The following is a 15,828-nucleotide window of genomic DNA, read 5'->3' on the forward strand; positions in this document are numbered from 1 at the left end:
TTAGAGTCGGCATCCGTTGCTGCGAGCCAGCCGATAGATCGATTGCACGCCCGCGCGCATTTTTTCCACGGCGCTGGCATTGGCTGAGTGAACATGAATCTGCGGCGGGCAGAAACCGTGCAACGCCACCGCTTCTTCGATCCACAGGATCACGTCGTAACCGGTGCCGCGCTGGTCATCTCCGAGGTCGTGGTCGAGGCTGATCTCTTCGACGCCGCCGGCTTTCAGCAACGCGATGACTTCGTCCGGCCAGTAGGTGCGAATCCAGCCTTGTGGGGTTTGGCGTTCGTCGTCGAGGTAGATTTTCATGGGCCTGTTTACTCTTTCAGATGCAGTTCAAGCATCGGCGTCGTTCGCGATGACATGCAGCACAAGGCTCAGCGAGTCGTCGGTGAGCAGCGGTGGGTGATCCTGTTGCAGTTTGTTGATGAAAAAAAGCGTACCCGGCGCTGTTTCAGCGGGCATGGAGAGGCAAGGGTAGAGTTGGTTTTTACTGGCCTCGGCATACTGGATATGAACCTTGCTGTGCTCAATCCAGATCCTGCTCGATTGACCGGAGCAACTCAGGAACAGGGTGCTGAAACTGGATGGCTCCTGCTCCAGCGGCATCGATTGAGAGTCGCCGTGCCGGCCTTTGCGAATGGCTCGTGCCATGGCATTGAAGGCTTTGGGTGTGCCAAAGAAATGCAGTGCCTGTCCGTTCAGTCTTGCCAGCACGTCAAGTTTCCTTTCGTATCGCGTCGGTCAACGCTGGGTCATTGCAACCTGCGCCGGAGCGCTAGCAGGACCGCGTCAGCGTGGCAGAGTTGCCCGTCCAGAGGAGTTGCACCGGCTGTTTCAGGCACCAACCTGATCGTGCAGGGCACGCCTTGGTCGCAGAGCAGCTGTTGAGCTAGCAGCAGGACTCGGCGGCTGCCTGTAAGCCAATGCTTGTTCTGCTCTGACAGCAGTGCAACGACCTGTGGATAGGTGCAGGCCAGTTTTTGCCGCAGATTGCCCATCGCGGTTTTGTCGTGGCGATTGAATGCAGGAGTCAGCACATAAAAGTTGCCCATCGCAGCGTCCTGATCGTACTTGTCTTGCAGGTAGTCACCCACGCTGATGGCACTACCGATGGTGTCGACCACTCCAGTCTGGACGTTGACCAGATGGGCGTTTATGCCGATATAGCAACTCGACTCCACGCCGTGCTGCACATAATCCACGCTGTTGCAGCGGATCACCCAGTAAGCCCTCAGGGGGCAGAGCTCGCAGGACTGAATGACAAAACGCTCAGGTTTTCCATCGTTGATAATGCCGTCATGCATGGCGAGCACCAGAGCACAGGCTTGTTGGGCTGAGAGCATCGGTGGGTAGTCTTTTACGGTGAGTGTCTGGATGAATTTTCGCCCAGTTGTATAACCCGATATTGAGCAATAAGCCATTGCCGGGCTTAAGGTTGCACAGTTTTTCCAGCAGTGGATGAGTCCGCCGCAGTTGTGTAAAAACGCTCTGCTATTCAACCCGGCACCCGCTGCCAGCTCAGGTGGAACCCAATGCGGCCCAACGCCGAACTCCGATTGTTTGCACTGCCGGTATGCGCCGGTCTGGTCTACGCCGTGATCAAGGGGCTGATCAAGGGCTGGAGTGGCACGCAGCTGTTTTCCGGTTTTTTGTTTGGCAGCGTGATTGCCATTGTCCTGGGCATTCCTCTGCTGCTTTGGAGTGATCGGCGCTGCCCGCAGGCCAAGATGCGCTATCTGTGGATCGGCCTGATCCTGAGCCTGGTCGCGACCTTGTTGGTACGTGCGTCATGGATGCAGTTGTTGCTACTGCCGCTGGCCGGCGGACTGGCCCTGGGTGGCCTGTACAGCCTGGTGATCCGTGGTATCGACAAGCTGCCGGTGCCGCTTCATGGACGAGCTCGGCAGGGTTGGGGGCGGCTCCTGGCGGTGCCACTGTCAGGTGCATTGACCCTGGGCAGCGTGGGCATGGACTACATGCTCACCGATCGGCTGATGCTCAACGCATAGATGCGCTACATTGACATCAACACCGATGCCTATGTGAACAACCGCCAGCTTGGGGTCCGCTCCAAGGTCAATGTGGATGTTGACCCGTTCGTGTACATGATGGGGTTGGGGTACAAGTTCTAGGTTCAGCACTTGTAGCCATCTCACGTAGTGTCAGTCCGGGTACGTTGTCCGGCATGGCAACGGGTTCGGAAGTCCCGGCGGGTGCCGAACATGAAGTTGTGCGAAGCATCCGCCCAGCTTACGTTAGTTATCAGGACTCGGGCCCTGTCGCTGTCGGTCCTTTTCAATCCGCCGAGTCCTTTCTATCGCTCTTTAGGCGATGTTCGAACGTCTTGCGTGGTATGCCTAGCAAGCGCGCGGCTTCGGCTTTGTTTCCATCACTCCTGTTCAGTGCCGCTGAAAACCAGGCTTTTTCGTAATCGCCAATTTTGCTCCGTATATCGTCTATAGGCAGTTGTGGGATCAGTTCTGCGACGCAGGGCAGGGCCGCAGGCGCCGTGTCCTCAGCAGGTAGTGCAGACAAGGCCTCTCGCAGGATCTCTGCATCAGAGCGTCCAGCCATCAGAGCGGCCAGCAAATGGTAGGCAACTCGCTGCAGGTCGCGGAAATTGCCAGGTAGAGGGTGATGCGTAAGCTGCAGCAGCAGTTGTTCGTGGTCGGTGAATCGCTGCCAGCCTGGAATGTCTGTACCGCTTACCCTCAGGGCTGAGGCGAGCACTTTCTCCCAGGCCTGGGGAATATCTTCGACACAGTCGCGTAGCGCTGGGACGGTGAGTACGAAGATGCCGATCCGGTCGAAGAAATCCGGATCTAGCAGCTCGCTCTGCAGTTGTCGTACGGGACGGTTTGTTGCGCAGATCAATCTGAAGGTCGAGTAGCGCATCTTGGGCTCGCCGATGCGCTGGAAGCCGCGTCCCTCAAGAGCGGCCATCAGCAAGCGTTGGGTATCACGATCGATATCGGCAATTTCATCGAGGAACAGCGAGTCTCCGTCGGCTTGCTCAAGCAGCCCGACACGATCCTGACTCGCGCCAGTAAAGGCGCCTTTGGTATGGCCGAACAATTCCGAGCGGGCCAGTTGCGGGTTGACCCGGAATTGCCCACAGACAACGGATGGCCAGGTTTTTTGTCCTTTTTTCTGAAACGGGCTGTTGGATCTGAGGAGGTTGGCCAGGGTGGTCTTGCCGGTACCACGCTCGCCCACCAGCAGTACCGGAATACGTAGGGGGGCCCACATTTCCAGTTTGGAGAGCGCTTCACGCATGGCCGGACTCTTGACCCTGGATGGGTCAAGGTTATGGCCGGTGTCGTCGCTACCAGTGTTTCCCGGGCGTGAACCGCGGTAACGCTGCAGCCAGGTATCCAGTTCAAATTCGATGGCCTGGACCGCGGCAGCGCCCGCGGCGACAGCTTTGGCATCGTTGGTCTGGACCAGTTCCAGGGGCCCTTCGATCAGGCCTGTGGAGCACAATGCCAGCCAGACTGCGTGCATGGCTGGGGTACCTGGTGAAAGGTTGATGCGAATCAGGGCGTCCGGGTACTGCTTGCGGATTCGTTTCAAGGTTGCCTCGGCAAAAAGGCGAATGGCGCCGTGTTCTGTTGGTGATGAGCGAGTGCGCCAGGGCTCTATAGTGATTTTTGGACAGTCGTCACCCAGCTTCTGCAGTTGGCCGAGGGTAGTCTCCAGGGCCTGCTTCTCCCGTTGACCATCGGGGGCATCACGCCAGCACAGGTGCAGATGTCCAAAGGTGCAAGGGCTGGAAGGCGTGGTGCTACTCAGGGCAGCAATGATCGGTGCGGCGCAATGATTCACGCTGAGCCAGCAGACAAGCACGGACTGGTTCATGGCAGGGCTCCTGTTCATGCGGGTTTCAATACCAGTCTGGCCCCGAGCTGCTCGGCCAGTAGGATTGCCCGATCGGCTTGCGCAAGGGTACGCAGCACGACGTATTTGAGTTTCTTATGCTGATAGACCGGTGGGTCGAAAGGTACCTTCGGCCGAGGCCTGCCCGTGCTCGACTGTGGCTCGCTTGCGCTTTCCTGAAACAGCTCCGTTGCACCATCGGGCAACCGTGGGGCCTGAACCTGCCAGTTGAATTGGACTTGCTGTGGCAGTTCCTGCGGTACCGGTATCGGTGACAGCCTGGGGACCGGTGCACCTTCAAGGTCCAGTGCATTCGGCGCCTCTATATTCGCAGCCTGTTGCCGATGATTTGCGACGATTCGGATGACACCGTCTCTGAGTCCCTTGTCGACCGGGCAGAAGTCTCCCAGATGGTCGCCACGTGCAGCGTCGGCCCGATACTCCCAGGGAAAGTTGTCAATCCACTCGCGAAGGGTATGTTGGACATCCTGCGCAGCCTTTCGCTCAAGTATCGCGCCTACTTCAAAGCCGGTGTCGAGGCCAAAGGCGTCGAAGTTGGCAGTCATGACCAGGGCGTCGCCATCTACCACCAGGGCCTTGGCGTGCAGTTTGTCATGGGCCAGTATGCGTACTCCGGCTGCGGCCAAGGCGGCGGCGCCTTGGGCTACAGCAGGTCGTGGACGGGTCAGCAGGGTGACTTGTACACCACGCCGGGCAGCTAGAGTCAACTCATGCAGCACGACATGCTCAGGATCGAGGCCATAGCTGGCGGCGAGGATTTCCCTGTTGGCGCTGCGAATCATTTTGAGCACTTGATCCCGTAGGTCGGTGCTGTCATTGAGCGTTGCGAATATCTGGGGGGCCGAGGGGCGCTTGGGGGCAAGGCTCGGCCTGGACTGGATCTCCACCAGGCGCTTGGGACCTCGTAGCTCACGCTGTGCTTCGCACCAGAAGGCCCAGTTGAAGCACTCGGCCAGTGCTTGTGCGCTGAAGGGGGAGAGGCGTATCCCCAGTTCGATGCTGTTTTCCAGGGCTTTGTTGAAATTGGCGGTAGACAACCAGCCCTGTGCCTCATGGCCCAACTGCGGATCCACTACCAGGAACTTGGCATGGATGTGTTCGCCCGAGCGTAGCAGCACTTTGCCTGCCAGCTTGGCGAGGAGGGTCTTGTGTTGTTCGACCATCTTGTGTTCAAAGCTCTCGTCCTCCTCTAGGAACTTGTCGAGGCGCTGCTCGGAGGCAGTAATCACGTAGGTGCGTACACCTCGTTCGGCAGCCTGGATCAGACCGTTGGCGATGGCATCGTCGGCCAGTAGAAAGGATGAAAGCAGGAGCACTTCCTGAGCGTTGTTCATGGCAGCCACCAAGGCGTCGCGAAAGTGCAACTGCGGGCCGGTACGCCAGACTTCCGCGGAGAGGCGTTCATGGTGTTGCGGGCGTGTCTCATTCCTGCGTAGCCAGCCAGCCCCCAGTGTCTCCTGGGTCAGGTCAATGATGGCTTCGCGGTCAAGGGTGTTGGCGATCATTGTTCAGCTCCAGAGTCCGAGGTCGAAAGGCGCCAGCAGAAAGTTCCGGCGACTGTCAGGGGGTAAATCGCGGGCATACGCAATCAACTCTTGCGGGCTCGGCAGGCGCGGCTGGTGATAGGGGAAACGAGTCAGTTGTGCTTGTGTGACCTGGATAAGCTGCTCCGCCGTGACGTAGTCTTGTATGGATTCCCATTGCAGCCACTGCGCCCATTGTTGGGCATCCGCGGCGGAGGCTGGAAGGATCGGGGCGTCTTTCAGGGTTGTTGGCTCGAATTCGCCAAACTCTCCCCAATCGGAATCCGGCACGGGTATGTTGCGTTTGAATACTTTGCGTTCGAGCTCTGTGGTTGAGCTGAAGGACACCGGTACACTCAATTGCTCCGTGCGCTGGTGCCAGTGGTCTAGGGTTTCGTGGCTGATGTCCATTGCCATTGCGGCAATCGCCTTCCACATGCCCTCATAGGTGCTGAAAAATCGCCTATCAGGCACCAAGGCGCTATCGATCAGGGTGCTCTCCAGCATCGGGTCAATTCTTGCCAGGTCCCCCGTCAGGGTCAGCAGCGGAGAACTCGTTGGCTCCCACAGAAATGACAGGTTCAGCGTGCCTGAAGGGCCCTCGGTGCCCCTTTCGGACAGTTCCCTGAGGTGTAGCAGTTGCCCGTCAGCAATAGAGGCCGAGGGCGTCGCCGCGAGACATTGTCGAAGGAACTCTGGGCCGCGGATGTTCTGCGGCTGCGAATTCTGGTTCGATGATTTTTTACCTTTGTTCCGCTCCTGGTGGGCACTGCCAGTCTCCAGGCGTCGAGCATGGAGCAGGGTGTTTGGCAGCAGTGGATCGCTCTGCAGGTAAAAGCGCCAGATGCCTTCTTCCGGAACCAAGACTTCTCCCGCTTCCAATGCCTGCAAGCCTGCCGTGGAAAGCTCGGCGCTGCCGTGGCGGTCGCTGTCTACAAGCAGGCCGAGGCTGATGCAGCGAGCGATGACTCTTCGGCCCAGGACCTCGGGCCTATTGCCTAGCAACTCGCGCATGATGTCGCGGGGGGTGATCGGGCGTGCCAGATCGGCCGCCAATTGAGCTACGGCGAGGAACTCGGGGCGTTTGCGGCCGATGGCGACAGTGGCTTGTGCATCGAAGGAACTGACAGCTACGTGGCGATGAAGATGGATCATGTTCATTCCCATCCAAGGTCATTGGCGTAAAGGGGTGAAGTCGCTAGCTGCTTGAGTTGTTCTGATTTGCAGTGTCTGGAAGCCATCCAGGCACGGTGGCCGATCAGTACCAGTTGGTAGCGGGCGCGAGTCAGGGCGACATTGAGACGGTTGGGGCTATTGAGGAAACCGACGGTTCCGGACTTGACGAAGGACAGCAGTACCAGGTCTGCCTCGTGTCCCTGGAAGCGGTCCGAGGTACACAGCGTGATCTTTACGCGGTCCCGGCCAAGGCTGAAGTTGCGAGTATTGCCACGTTGCCCACTGGCCTTTTGCAGGCGAGCGCGCAGTTCCTTTTCCTGGGCTTTGTAAAAGCTCAATACAGCGACTTCCCAGGGGGCTTCCGGGTTTTTGCCTGGGCGGGGATTGTGTTGTGCCCAGGCGACGAATTCACCCAGTTCGGTCATCAGGACATTGACCTCGGCGAGGTTGCGATTGCCTGAAAGGCGGGTTCTGGTCTTTTTGCCGCCAGGTGCAATGTCGAACCAAACGGCACGCCGGGCGTAGCGCGGGTATTGCCATTGGCGGGCGGCGTGAAGGCCGCTGGCATCGTTGAGAAGCTCTGCTTGCGAGTAGAAGGCCTGCCGGGGAAACGCAGAAATGTCCGGGTGCATGCGGTGCTGGAATGACAGTGAAACTAAGCGTTGTCGCAACACTGGAGCAGGTAGGCCTCCGGTCAAGGCTGTCTCGTCGCGCCAGCCCATTGAGCCGGCGCCGTTCTGCAGTATTTCCAGAATCGAAATCATGGCGACACGGCGCATCTGTTCCAGGTCTTCTTCCAGCACTGCGGCTAGAGTTTGCTTGGTTCCGTCATTTAGATCTCTTGGCCGACGAGCACCAGGGCGCTCATGGCTCTGCAGGGTCCGGGGGATCAGCTCTTGCAGTTCCTGCACATAACGTCGTTGTTCGCTGGGGTTGCTGCGCAGTTCATGAGCGCGGACCTGACGCCAGGCGACTTCTTCGGCCCAGCTTGTTGGCTCCGGGGGGGAGGGCTCGGCTCGGGCTCGACGATGGGCCTGCCAGTCCGGCAGGTGCGTAACCGGGCCGTTGCCGAGGCACAGGTCGTCCGGTAATCGGTGTTCCCAGAGCGCCAGCGTCTGCGACTTTGCACAGACAATCTGGGCGCACAGTATTTCCAGGCAGGGCTGTTTCGGATCCAGATCGTCGAGATTGACGATCGCCACTTGGCGCGCCTCGGCTTCTTCCATCAGGCGTCTGGCTTGCTCGTCTGACTCGATCACCAGCAGGCTGTTACGGCGCATGCGCACCGGCAGTGCGTCTGACGCCAGAAAGGTCGACAACGCAGCGTCGGCGGCGGCTGGCGTCAGCAGTCCTTGTACGTTTTCGGCCAGATCCTGTTCGTCGACATAGGGCGAGAGTTGGCGCTTGTCGCCAACGATGATCCAGCGCTTGGCAAATAGGGCTGGTACTAGGAATTCGCTGAAGGTGGTTTTGGAGGCCTCATCGATGATCAGGAAGTCGAACGGTTCGATGCTGGCGGCATTCTGTTCGCCTTTGCGCCCCGAGCCAGCCACCTTGATTGCCGGGTGTTGCAGGATGCCAATAGTGGTTCCACACACCAGATTGGATGTCTCAAGAATCATGTTGGTCAGCGATTCATTGTGGCTTTTGCTGCCGAGCGCGCTTTGGAGTACCACTCGCGCCGCATTGCCCTCGGCGCTGGCGTCCTTGGGGTGGTCGAGGTAGTCAAGGATCTCGGCATTCCAGGTACGGGTCAGATTGCCGAGAACCCAGGGTTTGATTGCTGGGGAGGCGACATTGCTTTCGTCACCGATGCGAATCGGCATGACCAGTTTTTCATCCGAGTGGTCTTGCCAATCCATTAAGCGCTCCAGCACGTTGTCCACCGCAACATGGGTAGACGCGACCAGAAGTACGCGTTTTCCATCCCGGGCAATCTGGCTGATGAGTTCACAGATGGCGGTGGTCTTGCCTGACCCAGGCGGGCCTTCTAGCATCGCGAAGTCGGGTGTTTGCAGCGCGCATTGAACGAACTGGCGTTGTTCGTGGGTGCCGTCGCGAAAGCTGCCGTCGTTGTCCTGGCGCAGGAACACCCAGTCGTCTTCATCCATGTGCCTGGGTTGTAGCGGATCCCAAGTGGGTTGGATTGAGGTCAAGCGGAGCAGTGGTGCCAGTCGAGGAAACGGTCGGTTCTCCAAGGACTCCAAAGCTCTGCGCTGGCACTCCAGAGGCCAGGTGTTGGGTTTTAGAAAGATCAACGGCTCGGCTTCGACGACCTGATGTTCAGGGGGAGGATGCTTGTCGATGAATGTGGGCAGTTGCGCCAGCTTGATGGCCAGCCTTTCGTGGTCCCGATCCACTATCGCGATTTTCGAGCGTAAGTCCCAGGTTACGGCGCCTCGGTTCTTGTAAGGGGGGCGCTGGTAGATTTCCTTTGCGTCGAGAAAGGCTTCAAACGTCGCGTCCGGCTCTTCGGCGAATCCCTGGCGTGGTTCAAGGATGATCCATTCGCCGCTTTGTGCCGATTGGTTCCGAGCTCGCTCGCGTCGCCGAGGAAGCTTGCCAGCATGTTTTTCCCTGCTGGGTGAGGCCTTCCTGATACGTTCAAGCTCTTGTTGTTCGTCCAGGTTTGGCAGGCGCCAAGACAGAATCGGCGAGCGCTGCTCGGCGGCGTTCTTGGCAGTCGTCAGGTAGTGACGATAAGGGGCGAGCTGGGCGCCGGAATCGCGCAGCGCACGTTTCCATTGTCCGACACCACTCAGGGACATATAAAAATGACTGGCCATGAAAATTTCCTTTAGATCTGCGTGTTCTTCCTAGAGCATGTCCCGTGCCAGATTTCATTTTTATATAAGTTATTGTTTTTATTGGAAAAAATATTATCTCCCAATCATGATTATGGCTGTATTTGGCCATGGTATGGCGAAATATGGCCTTGCGTCCAAAGATGTTGAAGCCAGGCCCAGGGAATGTTTTATCGGCCAGATGGTCGACTCAACAAAATCTCTGGTGAAGCGTTGGCTTGCGTTTGACTGCAGCACAGGGGCTTGGTCAGCTTTGACAGGCGTTGCTGCAACCTTTCTATCAAGCACGGCGTGGATATGGGACCTGAGGGTTTGTCTGGAGGGATCAATCATGCGCTCGATGGTCAGAGTCATGTGTTTTGCCTGGTTGTTGCCTGCTGCCCAGCTCCTGGCCGCCGAGCCGCAATCGGTGGTCCAGGAAGTGGCCAAGGACAAGGCTCAGGTCCTGGAGCAGAAAGTCGCGGACAAAGAGAGCCCCAAGGCCGAGCCACAGGCGGCAGCCATCACCAAGCCTGAAGTCCAGGCCGTTGACCCCGCCGGACAGGCACCGGTGGACGATGCCATCACCTGTCTGTCGCGAACTCTGTATTGGGAAGCCAAAGGAGGGGAGTCTGCCGATATGGAAGCGGTGGCCGATGTGGTCATGAACCGCCTGGGCCATGAGGGGTTTCCCGCAACGGTGTGCGAAGTGGTCAAGCAGGGCTCGGAAAAAAGTCCGTGCCAGTTCTCCTGGTGGTGCGACGGTCGCCCGGATCAGGTGCAAGAGGAGGGGCGCTATAGCCTGGCCAAGGAGATTGCGCGCAAGGTGCTGAATCAGCAGCTCCAGGACCGCACCGGCGGCGCCCTGTACTTTCACGACCGCAGCGTTTCACCGCAGTGGGCCAAGAGCTATATCAAGACCACCGAAATCGGCCATTTCCTGTTCTACAAACCCAAGGATCTGGCGGCGCGCTAGCGGCGCCGGGGCCGGTGGTGTTCAGGTCGTCGGGCGGTGCTGACGCAGCCAGCGCTTGCCCAGGGGCGTCAGCCTGTGTCGGATGGATTGGCTGAAGCGTTTGCGAGACACCTGATGCAGCAGGGTTTCGCATAGCTCGCGATCCAGTGGAAAGCCTGTTTCCAGCCATATCACGGCACGTTGCGCCCAGTATTCGGAGTCGGACTCCAGGGCGGTCAGCAGCAACTGGCGCAGGTCGACCGCCTGGGGCAGCGGGTGCTTGATGTCCAGCTCGGCCAGGGCATTGGGCAGGTTGGCCGCTACCGACTCATAAGGGCTTTCCAGCAGCGGCAGTAGCCATACGTAGCACAAGTGCTGGCTCATCTATTGGCCTATCCTTCAGGTAGGGGCACGGCTGCGCCCGGGGTCAGGGCAGTTGCGGATAGTGATCGGTGATGGCATGCCAACTGGCTTTCATGGCCACGCAATGGTGCTTCTGCTTGGGGGCCGTGAATGGCGTGTCCAGGGTGGCGATGGCGATTGAAATCCACTCGGCGTATTCGCCTCGCACATTTTGCCAGAACAATGATGAGCCACAGTGGCAGCAGAACTGGCGCAGCACGCCGGGGGAGGACTCATAGCCCTTGAGGGCTGTGCCGTCGTCGCTGACGTGCAGATTCGCGCGCGGGGTGCTGGCGTAGGAGGCAAAGGCCGCGCCATGGCCTTTCTGGCACTTGCGGCAGTGGCAGTGGGTGACGGCTTTCAGTGCGCCGGACACTCGGTAAGTGACTGCGCCGCACAGGCAACTGCCTTGATGGGGTATTTGCATGTTGTGAGGGATTCCGAGGTTTCAGGGCCATTCGCGCTGGAACCAGTCCAGTTGGGGGTTCAGAGTGGATGGGGACAATCAGGTCGAGGCCCGGAGGATGTACAAATGCGCGCTGATGCTCAAGTGGGCAGTGCCGGCTTCCCAGGAATGTCTTGTCGCATTATTGAGCGACGGTAAGCTGTGGCGGGTGACGGGCAACCTCTGGGGCCAGAGATCCGTCGCCTGTCTATTGCGCAACATGTCGAGGGAAGAATCATGCTGCAAGCACTGGAAAACAAGGTTCCGCCCCCGCTGGTGGCGCTGGTGTTCGGCGGGCTGATGGGCGGTGCATCGCTGGGGCTGCCGGGACTTGACCTGGCATGGGGCACACGCCTGTTGTTGGCGCTGTCGCTGATCGGGGCGGGGCTGCTGTTCGTTCTGGCGGGCGGGATCTCGTTCCGGCGTGCCCGGACCACGGTCAATCCCTTGAAACCCGAAGCGGCCTCAGCGTTGGTCACGTCAGGCATCTACCGCTACACCCGCAACCCGATGTATGTCGGCTTTGCCCTATGGTTGCTGGCCTGGGGGCTATACCTGGCCTCGCCCCTGGTGCTGCTGGGCGTCCTGGGGTTTGTCCTGTACATGAACCGCTTGCAGATCGCTCCAGAAGAACGGGCGCTCGGGCAGTTGTTTGGTGCGGATTTTGCGGCGTATCGACAGCGTGTGCGGCGCTGGCTGTGAGCTTCTGCTGAAGTTGCATGCAATAGGCGACTTTTTTCCTCGCCAATTCCTCGGTGTTTTCAGGCCTGGGGTTGATCCTGTGCTCGATCTTCAAGATCAGCCAGACAACTCACTAAAGGCACACCTCATGAACCAGCAAAGCCGCAACAACCGCGCTAATCAACTGAACCCCAACAGCCCTGCCTACCGGCGCTCACGGGGGGATACCAGGGCAGCGATGGGCAGTAGCAAGAAACACCCCCAGGATGCGCGAGGGGATATCCAGAACGCCAACAAGGGCACGGCAGGTACCAATCCCATCTATGACAAGGGCCAGGGCAATCGTGGCAAGCAGCTGAATCCCAATCAGTCGCCGTCGAAACCTAGATGACCAAGGCTTTGGGGCCGGCGACGTGCCGGCCCTTTTCTTCAGGGCAGCGGATGGCCCAGGATCATCAGCGCTTTGCGGTATTCCTGCGGATAGCTGGCGAACACCTCGCCGATCAATTGCGCGGGCAGGCCCAGCCGTTGCAGTTCCTTCTGTAGAAAACGCGTTGTTTCGGCAAAGTGCAGCATTTGCCGCAGTGCATCGATTTCACTTCCTCCCTGGTAGTCCGCCACACCTTGCAAGGCGGCCGCCCTGATCGCCACCGCCTCGGCAAGTGAGCGCACGCTGGCGAGGGTAGGCCGGCCTTTGCCGCCGCTGATCCAGTCACGCAGCAAGCGTTGTTTGGAGGTGATGTCACGGACTTTGCCCTGATGGTACTCATGCTGCGCCCAGAGCTCGCCAAGGGCTGCCGTGTTAGAGCATCCCGCGAGCTTGGCAAAGTGTTCAAGGCAGTCGCCGAGAGGGTTGCTCCAGTCGGACTGGGGAGGCGTCAGCCTGGGCAGCCAGCGTTCCAGTGGCTGGCTATTCCGGGTTGCGTTGTGTTGCATCAGGTCCCAGTTCAGCACCACGGCATCGGCGGTCAGCCAGGCCGCAAAACGCAGCAATGTGGCGACGCTGTCGGCCAGTCTCGTCTGCATGAAATCCGCATGGCTGGTCAGGGCCTGCTCATCGCGTGTGCTTGCCAGCAATGCCTTGAGCCGTGGCCTTGAACCAGGAAGGCCGAGATCCTCGGTCAATTTGGAGTCGGCCAGTAGTGCCAGCTTTGCCGCGACGCCGGAGGCACCGGGCAACAGCTTGCAGGCCAGGTGCCATTCTGTCTCGAGCTTGTCTTTCCAGTAGTCCCCGCATCGCGGGCTATTGAAGAGCGGGCTAGCCATCAAACCCAGCCATTCGGCGTAGGGGCGCCAGAGCGCCTCCTTCTGCAGAATTTCTTGCTGCAGTTGTGCCAGCTCCGGACGGCTTTGCAGCATCTTGTCCAGCTTGAGCTTCTGGGTAGGGCGCATCTCCTCCTTGGGCTGAGGGTCTGCAAACCACTTGCTGAAGGTCTTCCAGGTGAGCCAGCCAGGTCGATGCGCCTGCTCGTACAGATTCCTCTGCAGGGCCGGCATGTGGAGCAAGTCGAAGACGTTGGCCATGGGCAGGAAGTACAGGCAGCCCTGATAGATGGGAATCAGGGCTTCTTGATCGGACGTTGGCAGGTGGGAATCCATTCCTAGCTCCTGATGCCGCAGGGGGGGGCGTAGGTGTGTGACCTTGTGCCGGGTTTGCGTGGGGGCGCCTCGGCACGGTGCGGGACGCCGGGCAATCAGTGCTGGCCGCTGGCGGCTCTCAAGCCGCCACTTGCGCCTGAATCTGCAACTGGCCGTCCACTTCGCGAGTCAGGCCGCTGGCGACGAACAGCGGCACCAGCAGTTTGTGCAGTTCGGGGTCGACGAAGTCCTTGACCGTCGCCAGGTCCAGGTCGCCGCTCGCTGGCAGTTCGGCCTTGGTGAAGGACAGCCAGGCCTTTTTCAGGGCCAGCAGCACGTCGCTGCCGGCGGTGGTGGCGAAGCGGCGGTTGGCGACCTTGCCGGCAAAGTTGAAGCTGTGCGGGTGCTCGTAGCCGGTTTCGTCACCCTGGCTGGCGACGCAACGACCGCAGGAGCAAGGGCCGTCGGCGAAGGCGGCGCGCAGGTAGCTGTTGAAATCGACAATGGGCTTGAGGGCCAGGCGCTTGTCGACTTCGAACAGGTCCCCGGTCATTTTTGCTTCACTGCTCAAGGGCATTTTCCTCAGTGTCTGGCGGTGTGTTTTTCAAGGGCCGCACCATACCAGCCGGATCGGTCCAGGGGTACTGTTCTGGCGTTGCGCGGCCGCTACAGCGCCGGCCGCGGCAATTGCAGCCACTCCTGGACTGCCGGCCGTTGCCATTGGCGCCGGGCATAGTCCACCAGGTTTGCGGGCATCGGGTCACCGTTGAGGATCAGCCGGTTGAGCATCAGTGCCAGGTCGACATCGGCAATCGACCACTGGCCGAACAGGCAGTCACGACCATCGGCCAACAGCGCTTGCGCAGTATCGATCAGCTTGGCCACCGCCGCTTCGGCGGGTGGCGACAGAGGTTCGCCCTTGCAGCCATAGAACACCACCAGGGTCGAGCGCTCCTGGCGGATCGGCAGCAAGTCGCTGCGCAGCCAGGCCTGGACCTGGCGGGCCTTGGCTCGCGGTTGTCGGTCGAGGGGATAGACCGCAGGTTCGGGGAACAGCTCCTCCAGGTATTCAGTGATGGCCGAGGATTCGGACAGGGCAAAGTCGTCATGCACCAGGGTCGGTACGCGTTGGGTCTGAGACAGGCGGGCATAGGCGGGTTCGCGGTGTTGCGCGGCGTCCAGATCCAGGGGCAGCAGGTCGAAATCGATGCCCTTCTCGCGCAGTGCCACGAACACGGACAGGGCATAAGGGCTGGTGAACTGAGCATCGACGTACAGGCGCGGGCGAGAAGCGGTCACGGCGGTATCTCCATAGGGGGAACCGACACGCTAAGAGATCCTGTTCGATAAATAAAATGCGCGATTTTTATCCCGGCATTACTCGTGGGAATACTGGCGAGCGGCCGGCGCGGCGGGTGTCATGCTGCGCTGTATCGGCCTCGGGCAACTGAGCCGCCACTGGGGGGATCGCCTGGGTGGCCAGTATCGGCAGGCATATTGCCTTGATTGGTCAGGCAGAATACTGGCCCCGGACAGTCTGAAGTGTCGCCAAAATCGCTTTATTTTCAGGTGGTTAGGTGACCGAAAAATGCGCCATGTGTTGATTACGCTGACGTCGTTTGCTCTGCTGGGCGGGGTTGGTGCGGCCCAGGCCCGGGAGCTGGCGGCCAATGATCGTTATGTTTGCAGTTGGGGCGCAGGCACGGCTGCCAGGGCCCAGGAGCTGAAGTTGTCCGGGGTGTCACTGTACGCGGCGCGGCAGAAGATCCAGGTCTACAAGTTCAGCAAGGGCTGGATGCGCATGATGGCCCTGGGGATCACCGAGCAGACCTACGACAGCCCCTCGCGGATCAGGCCCGAAGCCTTGCGCAAAAGCTTTTACGACGACTGTGTGCGGTATAAGTTGGCCCGTCGATAACCCACCGAGGCCTTTATGTCCACCCCCGTTTACTTCATGCAACAGGCCCTGCTTGCCGGGCGCCTGGCCTTGCCCGGCTGCCTGCCCAACCCGCCGGTGGGCTGTGTGCTGGTCAAGGATCGGCAGATCGTCGGCCAGGGCTTCACCCAGCGCCCGGGCGAGCCTCACGCCGAGGCCATGGCACTCGCCCAGTGGCCCGGCGACTGCAGCGGGCTCACGGCCTACGTCACCCTTGAACCCTGTTCCTTCCAGGGCCGCACGCCATCCTGTGCGCGAACCCTGGGGCAACGGGGCGTGGGCCGCGTCGTGGTGGCAATGCTCGACCCCGATCCGCGCAACGCCGGGGCCGGTGTGCAGATCCTGCGGCAGGCGGGAATCGAGGTGCAGGTCGGGCTGCTGGCTGAAGAGGCCGCGCAGGACCTGTCGGCCTATCTGCTGGCGAGCGGGTATTGAGCCCGGCTGAGGTC

The 15,828-nt window shown here is 59.9% G+C and carries 17 protein-coding genes and 1 pseudogene; 6 read left to right on the top strand and 12 right to left on the bottom strand.

Annotated elements, in window-relative coordinates; genetic code table 11:
* From PLD_RS27885 to PLD_RS27895, 3 genes are read right to left on the bottom strand one after another with little or no spacing between them, the layout of a single operon-like run.
* Nucleotides 1–309, bottom strand: a complete 309-nt coding sequence (locus PLD_RS27885; protein ID WP_159897914.1) for a cyclic-phosphate processing receiver domain-containing protein — start codon at nt 307–309, stop codon at nt 1–3.
* A gap of 27 nt (nt 310–336) precedes the next feature.
* Nucleotides 337–717 carry a hypothetical protein gene (locus tag PLD_RS27890; RefSeq protein WP_159897915.1) on the bottom strand — a complete coding sequence of 127 codons (381 nt, stop codon included), beginning with the start codon at nt 715–717 and terminating at the stop codon, nt 337–339.
* A 38-nt stretch (nt 718–755) separates the two neighbouring features.
* Nucleotides 756–1,307 carry a hypothetical protein gene (locus PLD_RS27895; protein WP_256674791.1) on the bottom strand — a complete coding sequence of 184 codons (552 nt, stop codon included), beginning with the start codon at nt 1,305–1,307 and terminating at the stop codon, nt 756–758.
* A 228-nt stretch (nt 1,308–1,535) separates the two neighbouring features.
* Between PLD_RS27895 and PLD_RS27900 the strand changes: the two are divergent.
* Nucleotides 1,536–2,135, top strand: a pseudogene (locus tag PLD_RS27900) (OmpW family outer membrane protein).
* Nucleotides 2,136–2,298: 163 nt separating this feature from the next.
* Here the strand turns inward: PLD_RS27900 and PLD_RS27905 are convergent.
* Genes PLD_RS27905 through PLD_RS27920 form a run of 4 tightly spaced genes read right to left on the bottom strand, consistent with a single transcriptional unit; the run spans nt 2,299 to nt 9,385 of the window.
* The gene (locus PLD_RS27905) at nt 2,299–3,861 is read right to left on the bottom strand and encodes a sigma-54 dependent transcriptional regulator (protein ID WP_159897917.1); all 1,563 of its coding nucleotides are present in this window, start codon (nt 3,859–3,861) and stop codon (nt 2,299–2,301) included.
* 14 nt (nt 3,862–3,875) lie between these two features.
* A complete protein-coding gene (locus PLD_RS27910) occupies nt 3,876–5,405 on the bottom strand; it encodes a phosphatidylserine/phosphatidylglycerophosphate/cardiolipin synthase family protein (protein ID WP_218575870.1) in 1,530 nt (509 codons plus the stop codon).
* 3 nt (nt 5,406–5,408) lie between these two features.
* Nucleotides 5,409–6,584, bottom strand: a complete 1,176-nt coding sequence (locus PLD_RS27915) for a hypothetical protein (protein ID WP_159897918.1) — start codon at nt 6,582–6,584, stop codon at nt 5,409–5,411.
* Nucleotides 6,581–9,385, bottom strand: a complete 2,805-nt coding sequence (locus PLD_RS27920; RefSeq protein WP_159897919.1) for an AAA domain-containing protein — start codon at nt 9,383–9,385, stop codon at nt 6,581–6,583. Before PLD_RS27920 ends, PLD_RS27915 begins: the two co-directional genes overlap by 4 nt.
* 349 nt (nt 9,386–9,734) lie before the next feature.
* On the opposite strand from PLD_RS27920, the gene PLD_RS27925 reads away from it, so the two are divergent.
* The gene (locus PLD_RS27925; protein WP_159897920.1) at nt 9,735–10,358 is read left to right on the top strand and encodes a cell wall hydrolase; all 624 of its coding nucleotides are present in this window, start codon (nt 9,735–9,737) and stop codon (nt 10,356–10,358) included.
* Between the two features lie 21 nt (nt 10,359–10,379).
* Here PLD_RS27925 and PLD_RS27930 read toward each other — a convergent pair whose 3' ends face one another.
* Together PLD_RS27930 and PLD_RS27935 are read right to left on the bottom strand one after the other, a co-directional pair.
* Nucleotides 10,380–10,721, bottom strand: a complete 342-nt coding sequence (locus PLD_RS27930; RefSeq protein ID WP_159897921.1) for a hypothetical protein — start codon at nt 10,719–10,721, stop codon at nt 10,380–10,382.
* A gap of 43 nt (nt 10,722–10,764) precedes the next feature.
* Complete coding sequence (locus PLD_RS27935) at nt 10,765–11,166, bottom strand: GFA family protein (protein WP_159897922.1); 402 nt, start codon at nt 11,164–11,166, stop codon at nt 10,765–10,767.
* Nucleotides 11,167–11,424: 258 nt separating this feature from the next.
* On the opposite strand from PLD_RS27935, the gene PLD_RS27940 reads away from it, so the two are divergent.
* Together PLD_RS27940 and PLD_RS27945 are read left to right on the top strand one after the other, a co-directional pair.
* A complete protein-coding gene (locus tag PLD_RS27940) occupies nt 11,425–11,886 on the top strand; it encodes an isoprenylcysteine carboxylmethyltransferase family protein (RefSeq protein ID WP_159898230.1) in 462 nt (153 codons plus the stop codon).
* 127 nt (nt 11,887–12,013) lie between these two features.
* Nucleotides 12,014–12,256 carry a hypothetical protein gene (locus PLD_RS27945; RefSeq protein WP_159897923.1) on the top strand — a complete coding sequence of 81 codons (243 nt, stop codon included), beginning with the start codon at nt 12,014–12,016 and terminating at the stop codon, nt 12,254–12,256.
* Between the two features lie 38 nt (nt 12,257–12,294).
* Here PLD_RS27945 and PLD_RS27950 read toward each other — a convergent pair whose 3' ends face one another.
* From PLD_RS27950 to yfcF, 3 genes are all read right to left on the bottom strand, one after another.
* The gene (locus PLD_RS27950) at nt 12,295–13,389 is read right to left on the bottom strand and encodes a hypothetical protein (protein WP_159897924.1); all 1,095 of its coding nucleotides are present in this window, start codon (nt 13,387–13,389) and stop codon (nt 12,295–12,297) included.
* 193 nt (nt 13,390–13,582) lie between these two features.
* Complete coding sequence (locus PLD_RS27955; protein WP_159897925.1) at nt 13,583–14,020, bottom strand: hypothetical protein; 438 nt, start codon at nt 14,018–14,020, stop codon at nt 13,583–13,585.
* 89 nt (nt 14,021–14,109) lie between these two features.
* Nucleotides 14,110–14,742 (bottom strand): glutathione transferase, encoded by a 633-nt coding sequence (yfcF, locus tag PLD_RS27960; RefSeq protein WP_159897926.1) that lies wholly within the window; start codon nt 14,740–14,742, stop codon nt 14,110–14,112.
* A 289-nt stretch (nt 14,743–15,031) separates the two neighbouring features.
* Between yfcF and PLD_RS27965 the strand changes: the two genes are divergently transcribed.
* Both PLD_RS27965 and PLD_RS27970 read left to right on the top strand, forming a co-directional pair.
* Nucleotides 15,032–15,361 (top strand): hypothetical protein, encoded by a 330-nt coding sequence (locus tag PLD_RS27965; RefSeq protein WP_159897927.1) that lies wholly within the window; start codon nt 15,032–15,034, stop codon nt 15,359–15,361.
* Nucleotides 15,362–15,376: 15 nt separating this feature from the next.
* Nucleotides 15,377–15,814, top strand: a complete 438-nt coding sequence (locus tag PLD_RS27970; protein WP_159897928.1) for a bifunctional diaminohydroxyphosphoribosylaminopyrimidine deaminase/5-amino-6-(5-phosphoribosylamino)uracil reductase RibD — start codon at nt 15,377–15,379, stop codon at nt 15,812–15,814.
* Nucleotides 15,815–15,828: the final 14 nt, after the last annotated feature.

The organism is Pseudomonas sp. LD120 (genome assembly GCF_009861525.1).
Classification (GTDB): Bacteria; Pseudomonadota; Gammaproteobacteria; order Pseudomonadales; family Pseudomonadaceae; genus Aquipseudomonas.

Coding starts and splice junctions, on each gene's coding strand:
- PLD_RS27885 (WP_159897914.1), bottom strand. CDS start 309: ATGAAAATCTACCTCGACGACGAACGCCAAACCCCACAAGGCTGGATT.
- PLD_RS27895 (WP_256674791.1), bottom strand. CDS start 1,307: ATGCATGACGGCATTATCAACGATGGAAAACCTGAGCGTTTTGTCATT.
- PLD_RS27905 (WP_159897917.1), bottom strand. CDS start 3,861: ATGAACCAGTCCGTGCTTGTCTGCTGGCTCAGCGTGAATCATTGCGCC.
- PLD_RS27910 (WP_218575870.1), bottom strand. CDS start 5,405: ATGATCGCCAACACCCTTGACCGCGAAGCCATCATTGACCTGACCCAG.
- PLD_RS27915 (WP_159897918.1), bottom strand. CDS start 6,584: ATGAACATGATCCATCTTCATCGCCACGTAGCTGTCAGTTCCTTCGAT.
- PLD_RS27920 (WP_159897919.1), bottom strand. CDS start 9,385: ATGGCCAGTCATTTTTATATGTCCCTGAGTGGTGTCGGACAATGGAAA.
- PLD_RS27925 (WP_159897920.1), top strand. CDS start 9,735: ATGCGCTCGATGGTCAGAGTCATGTGTTTTGCCTGGTTGTTGCCTGCT.
- PLD_RS27930 (WP_159897921.1), bottom strand. CDS start 10,721: ATGAGCCAGCACTTGTGCTACGTATGGCTACTGCCGCTGCTGGAAAGC.
- PLD_RS27935 (WP_159897922.1), bottom strand. CDS start 11,166: ATGCAAATACCCCATCAAGGCAGTTGCCTGTGCGGCGCAGTCACTTAC.
- PLD_RS27945 (WP_159897923.1), top strand. CDS start 12,014: ATGAACCAGCAAAGCCGCAACAACCGCGCTAATCAACTGAACCCCAAC.
- PLD_RS27950 (WP_159897924.1), bottom strand. CDS start 13,389: ATGGCCAACGTCTTCGACTTGCTCCACATGCCGGCCCTGCAGAGGAAT.
- PLD_RS27955 (WP_159897925.1), bottom strand. CDS start 14,020: ATGCCCTTGAGCAGTGAAGCAAAAATGACCGGGGACCTGTTCGAAGTC.
- PLD_RS27965 (WP_159897927.1), top strand. CDS start 15,032: ATGCGCCATGTGTTGATTACGCTGACGTCGTTTGCTCTGCTGGGCGGG.
- PLD_RS27970 (WP_159897928.1), top strand. CDS start 15,377: ATGTCCACCCCCGTTTACTTCATGCAACAGGCCCTGCTTGCCGGGCGC.